Raw genomic sequence first — 14,285 nt, 5'->3', positions numbered from 1 at the left:
TAGACATGAGCACTCAAGGGCTCGACGAGTTCGCAGGCTGGGTGGAAGGCCTGATGAGAGCGCGCGGCTACGACATCGACAGTCCGCGCGGCGGAGGAAAGTCGCGGATCGCGGACGAGGCCGGCGTGCACCGCGCCGCCGTGACGCGGCTGCTGCAGCGGCAGAGCATGCCCGACCTGGAGACCATGCGCAGGATCGCCCCGCTTCTCGGGGTCTCCGTCCGCGACATGCTGATCCGCTCGGGCCGGGTCACCCCCGACGAGCTCCCCCTGGCGGCGGACCTGCTGCCGCCGGGGGACTGGCAGCCCACCCTGGAGGACTTCGCCCGCTGGCTCGGCGTCCCCGACGAGCGGATGGGCGTGTTCGTCAAGGTCGTCAACCAGTTCCTGGAGCCCGGCGAGGACGAGGCGGAGCCGCGGACCCCCGGCGAACCCCGCCGCGCCGCCCGGGACTGACCGCCCGGTCCGCCCTCCCCGCGCCGCTCGCCGGAGCGCAAGGAGGGGGTCTCTTCGCGCCGCCCGTCATGCCGGGCCCGGCGGCCTCTCGGTGCCGCCCGCCGGGGCCCGGTTCGCGGCGGGCGGCGCGCTCTCCGTCACGGGCGGGGCACCGACCGTTCCGGTGTTCGTTCTCCCACGTCCGCCCGCCCCCGCGCGCGTGGGCATTTGTTTTGACCGGAGTCCATGCGATAGGTACGCTCAGACCTTGTGCCTGGGGTGTGCCTGGGCTCGTGTGCGTGTCCTCAACCGCATGGCGAGTTCATCAACGGCCACCGCAATCTGCGCCTTTTCCGCCCTCGGCGGAGGTCCGCAGTATTCGACACACCCGACCGCGTGGGTCGGTGCGGTGTTCCAGGTTAGTTTTACGACGGCACACAGAAACCGGAGAAGTAGTGCCTACGATCCAGCAGCTGGTCCGGAAGGGCCGGCAGGACAAGGTCGAGAAGAACAAGACGCCCGCACTCGAGGGTTCCCCTCAGCGTCGCGGCGTCTGCACGCGTGTGTTCACGACCACCCCGAAGAAGCCGAACTCGGCCCTCCGTAAGGTCGCGCGTGTGCGTCTTACCTCGGGCATCGAGGTCACGGCCTACATCCCGGGTGAGGGTCACAACCTGCAGGAGCACTCCATCGTGCTCGTGCGTGGTGGCCGTGTGAAGGACCTGCCGGGTGTTCGTTACAAGATCATCCGCGGTTCCCTCGACACGCAGGGCGTCAAGAACCGTAAGCAGGCTCGCAGCCGCTACGGCGCCAAGAAGGAGAAGTAAGAATGCCTCGTAAGGGCCCCGCCCCGAAGCGCCCGGTCATCATCGACCCGGTCTACAGCTCTCCTCTTGTCACCTCGCTGATCAACAAGATCCTGCTGGACGGCAAGCGTTCCACCGCCGAGCGCATCGTCTACGGTGCCATGGAAGGCCTCCGCGAGAAGACCGGCAACGACCCGGTCATCACGCTGAAGCGCGCCCTCGAGAACGTGAAGCCGTCCCTCGAGGTCAAGTCCCGCCGTGTCGGTGGCGCCACCTACCAGGTGCCGATCGAGGTCAAGCCCGGTCGCGCCTCCACCCTGGCTCTGCGCTGGCTCGTGGGTTACTCCCGCGCCCGTCGCGAGAAGACCATGACCGAGCGCCTCATGAACGAGCTCCTCGACGCCTCCAACGGCCTCGGTGCTTCGGTCAAGAAGCGCGAGGACACGCACAAGATGGCCGAGTCCAACAAGGCCTTCGCGCACTACCGCTGGTAGTCGCAACCCACATCGAGACCGAGAGAAGACTGAGCCGATATGGCTACCACTTCGCTTGACCTTGCCAAGGTGCGCAACATCGGCATCATGGCTCACATCGACGCGGGCAAGACGACCACCACCGAGCGGATCCTGTTCTACACCGGCGTCTCGTACAAGATCGGTGAAGTCCACGACGGCGCTGCCACGATGGACTGGATGGAGCAGGAGCAGGAGCGCGGCATCACGATCACGTCCGCCGCGACGACCTGCCACTGGCCGCTCGAGGACGTCGACCACACCATCAACATCATCGACACCCCGGGCCACGTCGACTTCACCGTCGAGGTGGAGCGTTCGCTCCGCGTGCTCGACGGTGCCGTGACGGTGTTCGACGGCGTCGCCGGTGTCGAGCCCCAGTCCGAGACTGTCTGGCGTCAGGCGGACCGCTACGGCGTTCCGCGTATCTGCTTCGTCAACAAGCTCGACCGTACGGGCGCCGAGTTCCACCGTTGCGTCGACATGATCGTGGACCGCCTCGGCGCCGTCCCGATCGTCATGCAGCTCCCCATCGGTTCCGAGATGGACTTCCAGGGTGTTGTGGACCTCGTCCGCATGAAGGCTCTGGTCTGGTCCGCCGAGGCGACCAAGGGCGAGATGTACGACGTCGTCGACATCCCGGCCACGCACACCGAGGCCGCTGAAGAGTGGCGCGGCAAGCTGGTCGAGACCGTCGCCGAGAACGACGAAGAGATCATGGAGCTCTTCCTCGAGGGCCAGGAGCCCACCGAGGAGCAGCTCTACGCCGCGATCCGTCGTATCACCATTGCCTCCGGCAAGGGTGGCGGCGAGAAGACGATCACCCCCGTCTTCTGTGGCACCGCGTTCAAGAACAAGGGTGTTCAGCCCCTGCTCGACGCGGTCGTGCGCTACCTCCCCTCCCCCCTGGACGTCGAGGCCATCGAGGGCCACGACGTCAAGGACGCGGAGACGGTCGTCAAGCGCAAGCCGTCCGACGAGGAGCCGCTGTCGGCGCTCGCGTTCAAGATCGCGAGCGACCCGCACCTCGGTAAGCTCACCTTCGTCCGGATCTACTCCGGTCGCCTGGAGGCCGGCACCTCGGTGCTGAACTCCGTCAAGGGCAAGAAGGAGCGCATCGGAAAGATCTACCGCATGCACGCGAACAAGCGTGAGGAGATCGACTCGGTGGGCGCCGGCGACATCGTCGCCGTCATGGGCCTGAAGCAGACCACCACCGGTGAGACGCTGTGCGACGAGAAGAACCCGGTCATCCTGGAGTCCATGGACTTCCCGGCGCCGGTCATTCAGGTCGCGATCGAGCCCAAGTCCAAGGGTGACCAGGAGAAGCTGGGTGTTGCCATCCAGCGTCTCGCGGAGGAGGACCCCTCCTTCCAGGTGCACTCGGACGAGGAGACCGGCCAGACCATCATCGGTGGTATGGGCGAGCTTCACCTCGACATCCTCGTCGACCGTATGCGTCGCGAGTTCAAGGTCGAGGCGAACGTCGGCAAGCCGCAGGTCGCGTACCGCGAGACGATCCGCAAGGCCGTCGAGCGCGTGGACTTCACCCACAAGAAGCAGACCGGTGGTACCGGTCAGTTCGCCAAGGTGCAGATCGCGATCGAGCCCATCGAGGGCGGCGACGCCTCGTACGAGTTCGTGAACAAGGTCACCGGTGGCCGCATCCCGAAGGAGTACATCCCTTCGGTCGACGCGGGTGCGCAGGAGGCCATGCAGTTCGGCATCCTGGCCGGCTACGAGATGACTGGCGTCCGCGTCATCCTTCTCGACGGTGCCTACCACGAGGTCGACTCCTCCGAGCTCGCCTTCAAGATCGCCGGTTCGCAGGCCTTCAAGGAGGCCGCGCGCAAGGCTTCCCCCGTCATCCTTGAGCCGATGATGGCCGTTGAGGTCGTCACGCCCGAGGACTACATGGGTGAGGTCATCGGCGACATCAACTCCCGCCGTGGCCAGATCCAGGCCATGGAGGAGCGCAGCGGCGCTCGCGTCGTGAAGGGCCTCGTGCCCCTCTCGGAGATGTTCGGCTACGTCGGAGACCTCCGCAGCAAGACCTCGGGTCGCGCAAGCTACTCGATGCAGTTCGACTCCTACGCCGAGGTTCCCCGGAACGTCGCCGAGGAGATCATCGCGAAGGCCAAGGGCGAGTAACTCTCCCGAGTTCACGCTTTAGGCTTGACACCAGTCGCCGGGGCTCAGCCCCCGAAACCCGAGGGATCGGGTCCCGGCGCCTGGCATCCCAGCAAAGATCACCTGGCGCCGATGAAGCAAGGCGTTCAGAACCACTCCAGGAGGACCCCAGTGGCGAAGGCGAAGTTCGAGCGGACTAAGCCGCACGTCAACATCGGCACCATCGGTCACATTGACCACGGTAAGACGACCCTCACGGCCGCCATTACCAAGGTGCTGCACGACGCGTACCCGGACCTGAACGAGGCCTCGGCCTTCGACCAGATCGACAAGGCTCCCGAGGAGCGCCAGCGCGGTATCACCATCTCGATCGCGCACGTCGAGTACCAGACCGAGTCGCGTCACTACGCCCACGTCGACTGCCCCGGTCACGCGGACTACATCAAGAACATGATCACGGGTGCCGCGCAGATGGACGGCGCCATCCTCGTGGTCGCCGCCACCGACGGCCCGATGCCGCAGACCAAGGAGCACGTGCTCCTGGCCCGCCAGGTCGGCGTTCCGTACATCGTCGTCGCCCTGAACAAGGCCGACATGGTGGACGACGAGGAGATCCTGGAGCTCGTCGAGCTCGAGGTTCGTGAGCTCCTCTCCGAGTACGAGTTCCCGGGCGACGACCTGCCGGTCGTCAAGGTCTCGGCGCTCAAGGCGCTCGAGGGCGACAAGGAGTGGGGCCAGTCGGTCCTGAACCTGATGGCCGCCGTCGACGAGGCGATCCCGCAGCCCGAGCGTGACGTCGACAAGCCGTTCCTGATGCCGATCGAGGACGTCTTCACGATCACCGGTCGTGGCACCGTCGTCACCGGTCGTATCGAGCGTGGTGTCCTCAAGGTCAACGAGACCGTCGACATCGTCGGTATCAAGACCGAGAAGGTCACCACCACGGTCACCGGCATCGAGATGTTCCGCAAGCTGCTCGACGAGGGCCAGGCGGGCGAGAACGTCGGTCTGCTCCTCCGTGGCATCAAGCGCGAGGACGTCGAGCGCGGCCAGGTCATCATCAAGCCGGGTTCGGTTACGCCGCACACCAGCTTCGAGGCCCAGGCCTACATCCTGTCGAAGGACGAGGGTGGCCGTCACACCCCGTTCTTCAACAACTACCGCCCGCAGTTCTACTTCCGTACCACGGACGTGACCGGCGTCGTGACCCTCCCCGAGGGCACCGAGATGGTCATGCCGGGCGACAACACCTCCATGACCGTCGAGCTGATCCAGCCCGTCGCCATGGAGGAGGGCCTGAAGTTCGCCATCCGTGAGGGTGGCCGGACCGTGGGCGCCGGCCAGGTCGTCAAGATCAACAAGTAATTGTCGATCGCTTGACCTGTGCCGCTCCTGACGGAGCGTCATGAAAGGGCCCCCGGCCCGCCGTTCGCGGCGGGGCGGGGGCCCTTTTCGTTGTGGGGCGAGCTCGGTGCCGCGGTGGCGACCCGTGCTATTCGCTCTCGGCGAGTGCGGGCCGCGTCGTCGGCCGCCACGCCCACGGGTGGGCGTCCGCGCCCAGGCCGACGGCGACCGGTCCGCCGGGGAGGAGCCGCAGGGCGGGCGCCTGGACGGCCGCCGTTCCGCTCGTACGGGTGAAGAGCTGGTCACCCTGGCGCAGCTGGATCCGGCCGCGCAGGTTCCGGCCGAGCAGCACCGGTCCCTGCGCGTCGGCCGCCGCGGCCACGGAGCCGTACCCGTCGAAGGACACGTTCCCCCGCCCCGGCGACAGCAGCTGCCTGGCGGCGGGCCCGCGAAAGTACACGTCGACACCGGAGCGGCCCCGGGACGGTACGGCGGCGACCGGGTCGCCCGAGACGGGGAGCGGGGCGGCCGGGGCGGAGTCGACCCAGTGCAGGACGGACTCCCGCCCGGCGGCGAGGACGTGGACGTGTCCGCCGGCGTCGACCACGGCGTCCAGACCGTCCTGGATCTCCTCGGAGCCGGGCAGTGCCCGCCACGGGGACCAGGTGCCGTCCGCGGCGCGGACGCGCGTCGACACACCCTTGTCCGCGTTCCGTACGAAGAGGTGGACCCGGCCGTCGGGGGCGGTCACGGCGACCGGCACACCGATCCGCCGTCCGCGGTCGTCGCTCCGCTCCGGATTGCCGAGGCCCCGCCAGGCGAGGAACGGACCGCCGGGGGAGCGCTGCTCCAGCACGACGACCTCCCGCCTGTTGGGCCCGCCGCGGCCGCCGAACGCGGCGAACCGCACGCCGAGGAGCAGGGTCCTGCCGTCGGGCAGGGTGGCGGAGCCCAGCGCCGGCGCGAGCGGACCGCCACCGAGGTCCTCCGGCTCGCCCCACAGGCCCGAGTCCTTCTCCGTCTCCCGCCAGCGGACGGCCCGCAGCCCGAGCACCCCGAACGCGTCGAGCCGTCCGTCGGGCCGCGTGACGACCGCGGGGCCGGTGCCCGGCCAGCGGTGGTGCGTGGCCCTGACCCAGCCCTTGCGGTTGGTGAGGGGGCGGTCGCCGCCCACGCCGTAGTCGCCGCAGCCGGACGGGTTGCCGCACTCCCAGTCCGGGTCGCCGCCGTACTGGAAGAGGTGGCCGGCCTTCTCCTTGAGGAGTTGCGGCGGGAGGTTCTTGGGCCAGTGACGGTTGTAGTAGCCGCGGAACGAGGTCACGACGAACGCGGGTATCGCCCCCGGCCCCTTCTGCGCCTCCGCGACCCAGCGGATCAGCGCGGCCCAGGTGAAGCAGGCGGCGGCGGTGTGGTCGCCGTGGTCGGAGTAGCCGGGCTGTTCGCTGTCGCGCCGGCGGGTCGCCTCGTTGCTGACCTGGATGTCGGGGTCCGGGTCGAGGGTGTGCACGACGGTCGGCCGGTAGCGGTCGAGGAGCCCGACGAGGACGTCGACCAGCTGGTCGTGGTCGTAGGGGTCGGACCGGTCGACGGGGGAGCCGGTGGAGAGGTGCGTACGGAGTTCGAGCGCGCGGTCGTGCCAGAGGGCGGGCAGGGCGGTGAAGCGCCGGGGGGCGTGCTCGGGCAGGTTGAGGAAGATCAGCTCGACCCGGCGGGCGCCGTGCACGAGCGTGTTGATCTCGGCGTGGCGCCCGCCGCGGAGGGTGACGACGCCCTTCTGCCACGGGGTGAACCTGTCGAGCCCGAGGAGCGTCGCGTACGCCTGGCGCAGGCCCTGATGGCGTGAGGAGGAGTACGCGGCCCGGTCCGGCGGGGCCTCCGGCATGCCGTCGATGCGGTTGACGCCCTTGTGCTCCCCGGCGGTGACGTAGACGGAGACCAGCGGGACACCGGCGTCGAGCAGTCGCTGGGTGTCGGGGTTCATGAAGAACAGGTCGTCGTCCGGGTGCGCGGCGAACTGCATGAGCTGCGCGTGCCGCGTACTGGCGATCGGGACCCCGGGCGCGGGGTCGGCGGCGGTCTCGCCACGGCGCGGGGCGGGCACGGAACAGCCGGCGAGCGCGGTGGCGCCGACGGCGGCGGCGGTCGTGAGCACGGCCCGCCGCCCGGGCGCGCCGAAGAGCCCGGGTCTGGATATGTCGTCCACTGCAACGTCCCCTGTACCGCGCACCGGTCCACGCCGGTGCCTGACCACCCCTGTGACGACGGAGGGCCTGGTCGGAGCCGAATCCGCGACTGGCTAGACGGAGTTTCGGCGACGCGGGTTGCGCGGACGTACGGACTTCGTACGGGGGTACGTGCGGGGTCCGTGGGGCTGGGGACGCGGGCCGGACGCGGCGGGGCGGGCGCGGTTGCGGGTCGTCGCGCAGCGACCCGCTTCGTCACGCGTCCTGCTCCGCCCTCGCCTCGCCCGTTCCCAGTGTCACCGTCGTCCTGACCCGCATCGGGCCGTCCTCGCGGCGCGAGAGCATGACCAGTTCGGCGACCCGGGCCGTGGTGGAGCCGAGCAGGGCCTCGGACGTGGTGGCGAGGGTGTGGGGGTCGTGGCTGCGGCCCAGGGAGAGGTGCGGGGTGAAGCCCCTGGCCTGCCCGCCGCACAGGGGGAACCGGGCCTCCAGGGCATCCCGCAGCCGGGCCCACGGTGCCTCACCGGCCGCGCAGGGGTCGAGCCAGACGGTGGCGTCCTCGCGGTGGCCGAACCAGTGGACCCCTTCCAGGCGGGCCCGGAAGGGCGGTGTCTCGCTCAGCGCCTCCGCCACCAGCGGCACCGCCCGCTCGAAGTCGGCCTCCGGGACGAAGCCGAAGAGGACGTTGACGTGCGGCGGCCAGCGGTGGATCTGGCGGTCGTGCGCGCGGCGGATGTGCTGGATCGCCGGCCAGAGCCTGCGGGGCGGGATCCAGGCCACGGCGGTCCGGTTCGTCGAGGGCACGGCGAGGACCTCCCGGGGCCGGGCGAGGGGCTCCTCGGCCGCCACGGTCTCGTCGAGCCGGTCCACGCCCGTCGCGCGGTCCCAGACCAGCTCCCCGTCCGCCTCGAAGAAGATCACGCGGTGCCAGGGGATCTCCCCACCCGGTACGAAGTCGGGCAGGGCGATCCGCGCCGGTCCGGCCCCGCGCTCCGCGACACCCATGACGAACCGCTCGGGATCGAACCGGGGATCCCACAGCACGCGGTGGTAGATCTCGTCACTGGTGTGCACGCCCGGCGACTGCCCCCGCAGCGGGATCCCAGTCGGTCGTGCCGCCTGCTGTTCGGCCGCACCTCACCCCGCCCGCCCTCGACGCCGCGCGGAGGCGCGGAGGGTCGGCGTTTGACTTGGGTCACGTCCGGGGTATTCTCTCCGGCTCGATTGGCCAGGCCCGTGTCCCGTATGGCAGACTGTCGGGGTTGCTCGGTTGAGTGCCGATGCTGCACGCCTCCCGTCGGGAGGACCGGAAGCGAGTCCCACAGTACTCGTCGCCCCTTTTCAGGAGCGGACGTACGGGAATCTTCCGGGAAGTGTCAGCGGGGTGCCGGCCAGGCACTCGGTGGGTGTTCCGCCCCCGGCTCGCGGTCATGGTGACCGCACCCCCTTGGTTGGGAAATTCTTCGGGATTTCTGCGTAGAGGGAGTGCGACACGCCCGACCGCGTGGGTCGGAGGCGGAGTCATGAGAGCCCCCGAGTTCCAGAGCGTTACTACGAGACAGGACTACTGAGTAGCCATGGCGGGACAGAAGATCCGCATCCGGCTCAAGGCCTACGACCACGAGGTCATCGACTCCTCGGCGAAGAAGATCGTCGAGACGGTGACCCGCACTGGTGCGTCGGTCGCGGGCCCGGTGCCGCTGCCCACTGAGAAGAACGTGTACTGCGTCATCAAGTCGCCGCACAAGTACAAGGACTCGCGCGAGCACTTCGAGATGCGCACGCACAAGCGCCTCATCGACATCCTCGACCCCACGCCGAAGACGGTTGACTCGCTGATGCGTCTCGACCTGCCGGCGGGCGTCGACATCGAGATCAAGCTCTGAGGTGACGCGCGAGATGGCTAAGAACATCAAGGGCATCCTGGGCGAGAAGCTCGGCATGACGCAGGTCTGGGACGAGAACAACCGGGTTGTCCCGGTGACCGTCGTCAAGGCCGGCCCCAATGTCGTGACCCAGGTGCGTACGAACGACGTCGACGGCTACGAGTCGGTCCAGATCGCCTTCGGCGAGATCGACCCGCGCAAGGTGAACAAGCCCCTCAAGGGCCACTTCGCCAAGGCCGACGTCACCCCGCGCCGTCACCTTGTGGAGCTCCGCACCGCTGACGCCTCCGAGTACACGCTCGGCCAGGAGATCACCGCCGAGCTCTTCGAGGCCGGCGTGAAGGTCGACGTCACCGGTAAGAGCAAGGGCAAGGGCTTCGCCGGTGTCATGAAGCGCCACAACTTCCGTGGTGGCAAGGCCTCCCACGGTGCCCACCGCGTGCACCGCAAGCCCGGTTCGATCGGTGGCTGCGCCACCCCGGGCCGTGTCTTCAAGGGCATGCGCATGGCCGGCCGCATGGGTAACGAGCGCGTGACCACCCAGAACCTGACCGTTCACGCCGTTGACGCGGAGAAGGGCCTGCTCCTGATCAAGGGTGCGGTTCCTGGTCCGAACGGCGGCCTCGTCCTGGTCCGCACCGCGGCCAAGGGGGCCTGAGGATATGAGCACCATTGACATTCTGTCGCCCTCCGGCGACAAGACCGGGACCGTCGAGCTCCCGGCCGAGATCTTCGAGGCCAAGGTCAGCATCCCGCTGATCCACCAGGTCGTCGTCGCGCAGCTGGCCGCCGCCCGTCAGGGTACGCACAAGGTCAAGACGCGTGGCGAGGTCCGCGGTGGTGGCAAGAAGCCGTACCGCCAGAAGGGCACCGGCCGCGCCCGTCAGGGTTCGACCCGCGCCCCGCAGTTCGCCGGTGGTGGCGTCGTGCACGGTCCCGTGCCGCGTGACTACTCGCAGCGGACCCCCAAGAAGATGAAGGCCGCCGCCCTCCGCGGTGCCCTCTCCGACCGGGCGACCCACTCCCGCATCCACGTCGTCTCCGGCGTGGTCGAGGGTGGCATCTCCACCAAGGCCGCCAAGACGCTGTTCGGCAAGATCTCGGAGCGCAAGAACCTGCTCCTGGTCGTCGAGCGCTCCGACGAGGCCGCGTGGCTGTCCGCCCGCAACCTGCCCCAGGTGCACATCCTGGAGCCGGGCCAGCTGAACACGTACGACGTGATGCGATCCGACGACGTGGTCTTCACCCAGGCCGCCCTCGAGTCCTTCGTGTCTGGCCCCAAGGCCGCTGACAACGAAGGGAGCGAGGCCTGATGTCCGAGGCCACGATCACCAGCAAGACCTTCACGGACCCGCGTGACATCCTCGTCAAGCCGGTTGTTTCCGAGAAGAGCTACGCGCTGCTCGACGAGAACAAGTACACGTTCATCGTTGCGCCCGGCGCCAACAAGACTCAGATCAAGCAGGCCGTCGAGGCGGTCTTCTCGGTCAAGGTCACCGGGGTCAACACGATCAACCGTCAGGGCAAGCGCAAGCGCACCCGCACCGGTTTCGGCAAGCGCGCCAACACCAAGCGCGCCATCGTGACCCTTGCCGAGGGCAACCGTATCGACATCTTCGGCGGCCCGACCGCCTGACGGCGGTCGAGTCGTCCGGAATCGGACGAGGACTGAGAAATGGGAATCCGCAAGTACAAGCCGACTACGCCGGGCCGCCGTGGCTCCTCCGTAGCCGACTTCGTCGAGATCACGCGGTCCACGCCGGAGAAGTCGCTGGTCCGCCCCCTGCACAGCAAGGGCGGCCGTAACAACACCGGTCGGATCACGGTTCGACACCAGGGTGGCGGCCACAAGCGCGCCTACCGCGTGATCGACTTCCGTCGTCACGACAAGGACGGCGTGCCGGCCAAGGTCGCTCACATCGAGTACGACCCGAACCGCACCGCTCGCATCGCGCTGCTCCACTACGCGGACGGCGAGAAGCGCTACATCATCGCCCCGCGTGGTCTCGCGCAGGGTGACCGGGTTGAGAACGGCCCCACGGCCGACATCAAGCCCGGCAACAACCTGGCCCTCCGCAACATCCCGGTCGGTACCACGATCCACGCGATCGAGCTCCGTCCCGGTGGCGGCGCCAAGTTCGCGCGTTCCGCCGGTGCCTCCGTGCAGCTGCTGGCGAAGGAGGGCACGATGGCCCACCTTCGTATGCCGTCCGGTGAGATCCGTCTCGTCGACGCCCGCTGCCGCGCCACCATCGGCGAGGTCGGCAACGCCGAGCAGTCGAACATCAACTGGGGCAAGGCCGGCCGTAAGCGCTGGCTGGGCGTTCGCCCGACCGTTCGCGGTGTGGCGATGAACCCGGTGGACCACCCGCACGGTGGTGGTGAGGGCAAGACCTCCGGTGGTCGCCACCCGGTCTCCCCGTGGGGTCAGAAGGAGGGTCGTACTCGCTCGCCGAAGAAGGCTTCGAGCAAGTACATCGTCCGCCGCCGCAAGACGAACAAGAAGCGCTAGGAGCGGGTTTAGATGCCGCGCAGTCTCAAGAAGGGACCCTTCGTTGACGGCCACCTCGTAAAGAAGGTGGACGCTCAGAACGAAGCCGGTACCAAGAACGTCATCAAGACCTGGTCCCGTCGCTCGATGATCATCCCGGCCATGCTCGGCCACACGATCGCGGTGCACAACGGCAAGACCCACATTCCGGTGTTTGTCACCGAGTCGATGGTCGGCCACAAGCTCGGCGAGTTCTCGCCGACGCGCACCTTCCGGGGTCACGTGAAGGACGACCGGAAGTCGAAGCGCCGCTAGTAGCGGGGTGGAATGACCATGACAGACACTGGAAGGACAACCATGGAAGCCAGGGCCCAGGCGCGGTACATCCGCGTTACGCCCATGAAGGCCCGCCGTGTGGTGGACCTTATCCGTGGCATGGATGCCACGGAGGCTCAGGCGGTCCTGCGTTTCGCCCCGCAGGCCGCGAGCGTGCCGGTCGGCAAGGTGCTGGACAGCGCCATCGCCAACGCCGCGCACAACTACGACCACAGTGACGCCTCTTCGCTGTACATCAGCGAGGCGTTCGTGGATGAGGGCCCGACCCTGAAGCGGTTCCGTCCGCGTGCCCAGGGCCGTGCCTACCGGATCCGTAAGCGGACCAGCCACATCACCGTGGTCGTCAGCAGCAAGGAAGGAACCCGGTAATGGGCCAGAAGGTTAACCCGCATGGGTTCCGACTCGGCATCACCACGGACTTCAAGTCCCGCTGGTACGCCGACAAGCTGTACAAGGACTACGTCAAGGAAGACGTCGCCATCCGTCGGATGATGACGTCCGGCATGGAGCGCGCCGGCATCTCGAAGGTTGAGATCGAGCGCACCCGTGACCGCGTGCGTGTGGACATCCACACCGCTCGTCCCGGCATCGTCATCGGCCGCCGTGGCGCCGAGGCCGACCGCATCCGCGGCGACCTCGAGAAGCTCACGGGCAAGCAGGTCCAGCTGAACATCCTCGAGGTCAAGAACCCCGAGATGGACGCTCAGCTGGTTGCTCAGGCCGTTGCCGAGCAGCTCTCCTCCCGCGTCTCCTTCCGTCGCGCCATGCGTAAGAGCATGCAGGGCACGATGAAGGCCGGCGCCAAGGGCATCAAGATCCAGTGCGGCGGTCGCCTCGGCGGCGCCGAGATGTCCCGCTCGGAGTTCTACCGCGAGGGCCGCGTGCCCCTGCACACGCTCCGCGCGAACGTCGACTACGGCTTCTTCGAGGCCAAGACGACCTTCGGCCGCATCGGCGTGAAGGTCTGGATCTACAAGGGCGACGTCAAGAACATCGCCGAGGTCCGCGCCGAGAACGCCGCTGCCCGCGCCGGCAACCGTCCGGCCCGCGGTGGCGCTGAGCGCCCCGCCGGCCGTGGTGGCCGTGGTGGCGAGCGTGGCGGTCGCGGTCGCAAGCCGCAGCAGGCTCAGGCTGCCGAGGCCCCCAAGGCCGACGCTCCCGCCGCCGCTCCGGCTGCTGAGAGCACCGGAACGGAGGCCTGACCGAAATGCTGATCCCCCGTAGGGTCAAGCACCGCAAGCAGCACCACCCGAAGCGCAGCGGTATGTCCAAGGGTGGTACGCAGGTTGCGTTCGGCGAGTACGGCATTCAGGCCCTCACTCCGGCGTACGTGACCAACCGCCAGATCGAGGCGGCTCGTATCGCGATGACCCGCCACATCAAGCGTGGCGGCAAGGTCTGGATCAACATCTACCCGGACCGCCCGCTGACGAAGAAGCCTGCCGAGACCCGCATGGGTTCCGGTAAGGGTTCGCCGGAGTGGTGGATCGCGAACGTCAAGCCCGGTCGGGTGATGTTCGAGCTGTCCTACCCGAACGAGAAGATCGCGCGCGAGGCCCTGACCCGTGCGGCCCACAAGCTGCCGATGAAGTGCAAGATCGTTAAGCGCGAAGCAGGTGAGCTGTGATGACCGCCGGTACCAAGGCGTCCGAGCTGCGCGAGCTGGGCAGCGAGGAGCTTGTCGCCAAGCTCCGCGAGGCCAAGGAAGAGCTGTTCAACCTCCGCTTCCAGGCGGCGACGGGCCAGCTCGAGAACCACGGTCGGCTCAAGTCCGTCCGTAAGGACATCGCCCGGATCTACACCCTGATGCGAGAGCGCGAGCTGGGCATCGAGACGGTGGAGAACGCCTGATGAGCGAGAGCAATGTGACTGAGAAGACCGAGCGCAACGCTCGCAAGGTCCGCGAGGGCCTGGTCGTCAGCGACAAGATGGACAAGACCGTCGTCGTCGCCGTCGAGGACCGCGTCAAGCACGCGCTGTACGGCAAGGTCATCCGCCGTACGAACAAGCTCAAGGCTCACGACGAGCAGAACGCTGCCGGCGTCGGCGACCGCGTCCTCCTGATGGAGACCCGGAAGCTGTCGTCGACGAAGCACTGGCGCGTCGTCGAGATCCTCGAGAAGGCCAAGTAATCACCTGAGGGGTTTCCCTCAGGTCAGTTCC

At 68.1% G+C, this 14,285-nt stretch carries 18 protein-coding genes; 16 read left to right on the top strand and 2 right to left on the bottom strand.

All coding sequences use genetic code 11. From position 1 onward, the window contains the following. Window positions 1–5 precede the first annotated feature (5 nt). From ACFVGW_RS26225 to tuf, 5 genes are all read left to right on the top strand, one after another. A complete protein-coding gene (locus ACFVGW_RS26225; RefSeq protein ID WP_352188380.1) occupies window positions 6–455 on the top strand; it encodes a helix-turn-helix transcriptional regulator in 450 nt (149 codons plus the stop codon). Between the two features lie 434 nt (window positions 456–889). Then, window positions 890–1,261, top strand: coding sequence for a 30S ribosomal protein S12 (gene rpsL / locus ACFVGW_RS26220; protein WP_003948652.1), 372 nt, complete (start codon window positions 890–892; stop codon window positions 1,259–1,261). Between the two features lie 2 nt (window positions 1,262–1,263). Beyond that, entirely contained in the window at window positions 1,264–1,734 is a 471-nt protein-coding gene (gene rpsG / locus ACFVGW_RS26215; RefSeq protein ID WP_003966970.1) for a 30S ribosomal protein S7, read from the top strand. A 39-nt stretch (window positions 1,735–1,773) separates the two neighbouring features. Beyond that, entirely contained in the window at window positions 1,774–3,903 is a 2,130-nt protein-coding gene (gene fusA, locus ACFVGW_RS26210) for an elongation factor G (protein WP_352188381.1), read from the top strand. 150 nt (window positions 3,904–4,053) lie between these two features. Beyond that, window positions 4,054–5,247, top strand: coding sequence for an elongation factor Tu (gene tuf, locus ACFVGW_RS26205; RefSeq protein WP_147980746.1), 1,194 nt, complete (start codon window positions 4,054–4,056; stop codon window positions 5,245–5,247). Window positions 5,248–5,374: 127 nt separating this feature from the next. Here the strand turns inward: tuf and ACFVGW_RS26200 are convergent, their stop codons facing one another. Both ACFVGW_RS26200 and ACFVGW_RS26195 read right to left on the bottom strand, forming a co-directional pair. After that, complete coding sequence (locus tag ACFVGW_RS26200; RefSeq protein WP_385853673.1) at window positions 5,375–7,429, bottom strand: PIG-L family deacetylase; 2,055 nt, start codon at window positions 7,427–7,429, stop codon at window positions 5,375–5,377. A gap of 235 nt (window positions 7,430–7,664) precedes the next feature. Then, window positions 7,665–8,483: an RNA repair domain-containing protein gene (locus tag ACFVGW_RS26195; protein WP_385853672.1), complete on the bottom strand. Its 819-nt coding sequence runs from the start codon at window positions 8,481–8,483 to the stop codon at window positions 7,665–7,667. 503 nt (window positions 8,484–8,986) lie between these two features. On the opposite strand from ACFVGW_RS26195, the gene rpsJ reads away from it, so the two are divergent. Genes rpsJ through rpsQ form a run of 11 tightly spaced genes read left to right on the top strand, consistent with a single transcriptional unit; the run spans window position 8,987 to window position 14,254 of the window. Next, the gene (gene rpsJ, locus ACFVGW_RS26190; protein WP_003948644.1) at window positions 8,987–9,295 is read left to right on the top strand and encodes a 30S ribosomal protein S10; all 309 of its coding nucleotides are present in this window, start codon (window positions 8,987–8,989) and stop codon (window positions 9,293–9,295) included. Between the two features lie 13 nt (window positions 9,296–9,308). Then, window positions 9,309–9,953: a 50S ribosomal protein L3 gene (gene rplC / locus ACFVGW_RS26185; protein ID WP_352188383.1), complete on the top strand. Its 645-nt coding sequence runs from the start codon at window positions 9,309–9,311 to the stop codon at window positions 9,951–9,953. A gap of 4 nt (window positions 9,954–9,957) precedes the next feature. After that, the gene (gene rplD / locus ACFVGW_RS26180; protein WP_352188384.1) at window positions 9,958–10,608 is read left to right on the top strand and encodes a 50S ribosomal protein L4; all 651 of its coding nucleotides are present in this window, start codon (window positions 9,958–9,960) and stop codon (window positions 10,606–10,608) included. Further along, window positions 10,608–10,931: a 50S ribosomal protein L23 gene (gene rplW / locus ACFVGW_RS26175; protein WP_352188385.1), complete on the top strand. Its 324-nt coding sequence runs from the start codon at window positions 10,608–10,610 to the stop codon at window positions 10,929–10,931. Before rplD ends, rplW begins: the two co-directional genes overlap by 1 nt. A gap of 39 nt (window positions 10,932–10,970) precedes the next feature. After that, window positions 10,971–11,807, top strand: coding sequence for a 50S ribosomal protein L2 (rplB, locus tag ACFVGW_RS26170; RefSeq protein ID WP_383223104.1), 837 nt, complete (start codon window positions 10,971–10,973; stop codon window positions 11,805–11,807). A gap of 12 nt (window positions 11,808–11,819) precedes the next feature. Further along, window positions 11,820–12,101, top strand: a complete 282-nt coding sequence (gene rpsS / locus ACFVGW_RS26165; protein ID WP_015035577.1) for a 30S ribosomal protein S19 — start codon at window positions 11,820–11,822, stop codon at window positions 12,099–12,101. 42 nt (window positions 12,102–12,143) lie between these two features. Beyond that, the gene (gene rplV, locus ACFVGW_RS26160) at window positions 12,144–12,491 is read left to right on the top strand and encodes a 50S ribosomal protein L22 (RefSeq protein ID WP_041662774.1); all 348 of its coding nucleotides are present in this window, start codon (window positions 12,144–12,146) and stop codon (window positions 12,489–12,491) included. Further along, the gene (gene rpsC, locus ACFVGW_RS26155; RefSeq protein ID WP_352188387.1) at window positions 12,491–13,324 is read left to right on the top strand and encodes a 30S ribosomal protein S3; all 834 of its coding nucleotides are present in this window, start codon (window positions 12,491–12,493) and stop codon (window positions 13,322–13,324) included. Before rplV ends, rpsC begins: the two co-directional genes overlap by 1 nt. A 5-nt stretch (window positions 13,325–13,329) precedes the next feature. Next, window positions 13,330–13,749 carry a 50S ribosomal protein L16 gene (gene rplP, locus ACFVGW_RS26150; RefSeq protein WP_015035580.1) on the top strand — a complete coding sequence of 140 codons (420 nt, stop codon included), beginning with the start codon at window positions 13,330–13,332 and terminating at the stop codon, window positions 13,747–13,749. Then, on the top strand, window positions 13,749–13,973 hold the full coding sequence (rpmC, locus tag ACFVGW_RS26145; protein ID WP_352188388.1) for a 50S ribosomal protein L29: 225 nt from the start codon (window positions 13,749–13,751) through the stop codon (window positions 13,971–13,973). The genes rplP and rpmC overlap by 1 nt, the downstream gene beginning before the upstream one ends. After that, on the top strand, window positions 13,973–14,254 hold the full coding sequence (gene rpsQ, locus ACFVGW_RS26140; protein ID WP_352188389.1) for a 30S ribosomal protein S17: 282 nt from the start codon (window positions 13,973–13,975) through the stop codon (window positions 14,252–14,254). Before rpmC ends, rpsQ begins: the two co-directional genes overlap by 1 nt. Window positions 14,255–14,285: the final 31 nt, after the last annotated feature.

Source organism: Streptomyces sp. NPDC127129, assembly GCF_042671585.1.
Taxonomy (GTDB): domain Bacteria; phylum Actinomycetota; class Actinomycetes; order Streptomycetales; family Streptomycetaceae; genus Streptomyces.
Note: the sequence above shows the minus strand (reverse complement) of the source record. Positions and strands in the feature narration are given on the sequence as shown.

Bases quoted from the DNA above. Each gene is read 5' to 3' on its own strand.
- rpsS (WP_015035577.1), top strand. From the start codon at position 11,820: ATGCCGCGCAGTCTCAAGAAGGGACCCTTCGTTGACGGCCACCTCGTA.
- rplC (WP_352188383.1), top strand. From the start codon at position 9,309: ATGGCTAAGAACATCAAGGGCATCCTGGGCGAGAAGCTCGGCATGACG.
- rplB (WP_383223104.1), top strand. From the start codon at position 10,971: ATGGGAATCCGCAAGTACAAGCCGACTACGCCGGGCCGCCGTGGCTCC.
- rplD (WP_352188384.1), top strand. From the start codon at position 9,958: ATGAGCACCATTGACATTCTGTCGCCCTCCGGCGACAAGACCGGGACC.
- rpsQ (WP_352188389.1), top strand. From the start codon at position 13,973: ATGAGCGAGAGCAATGTGACTGAGAAGACCGAGCGCAACGCTCGCAAG.
- rplV (WP_041662774.1), top strand. From the start codon at position 12,144: ATGGAAGCCAGGGCCCAGGCGCGGTACATCCGCGTTACGCCCATGAAG.
- fusA (WP_352188381.1), top strand. From the start codon at position 1,774: ATGGCTACCACTTCGCTTGACCTTGCCAAGGTGCGCAACATCGGCATC.
- rplW (WP_352188385.1), top strand. From the start codon at position 10,608: ATGTCCGAGGCCACGATCACCAGCAAGACCTTCACGGACCCGCGTGAC.
- rplP (WP_015035580.1), top strand. From the start codon at position 13,330: ATGCTGATCCCCCGTAGGGTCAAGCACCGCAAGCAGCACCACCCGAAG.
- rpmC (WP_352188388.1), top strand. From the start codon at position 13,749: ATGACCGCCGGTACCAAGGCGTCCGAGCTGCGCGAGCTGGGCAGCGAG.
- rpsJ (WP_003948644.1), top strand. From the start codon at position 8,987: ATGGCGGGACAGAAGATCCGCATCCGGCTCAAGGCCTACGACCACGAG.
- ACFVGW_RS26225 (WP_352188380.1), top strand. From the start codon at position 6: ATGAGCACTCAAGGGCTCGACGAGTTCGCAGGCTGGGTGGAAGGCCTG.
- rpsC (WP_352188387.1), top strand. From the start codon at position 12,491: ATGGGCCAGAAGGTTAACCCGCATGGGTTCCGACTCGGCATCACCACG.
- rpsG (WP_003966970.1), top strand. From the start codon at position 1,264: ATGCCTCGTAAGGGCCCCGCCCCGAAGCGCCCGGTCATCATCGACCCG.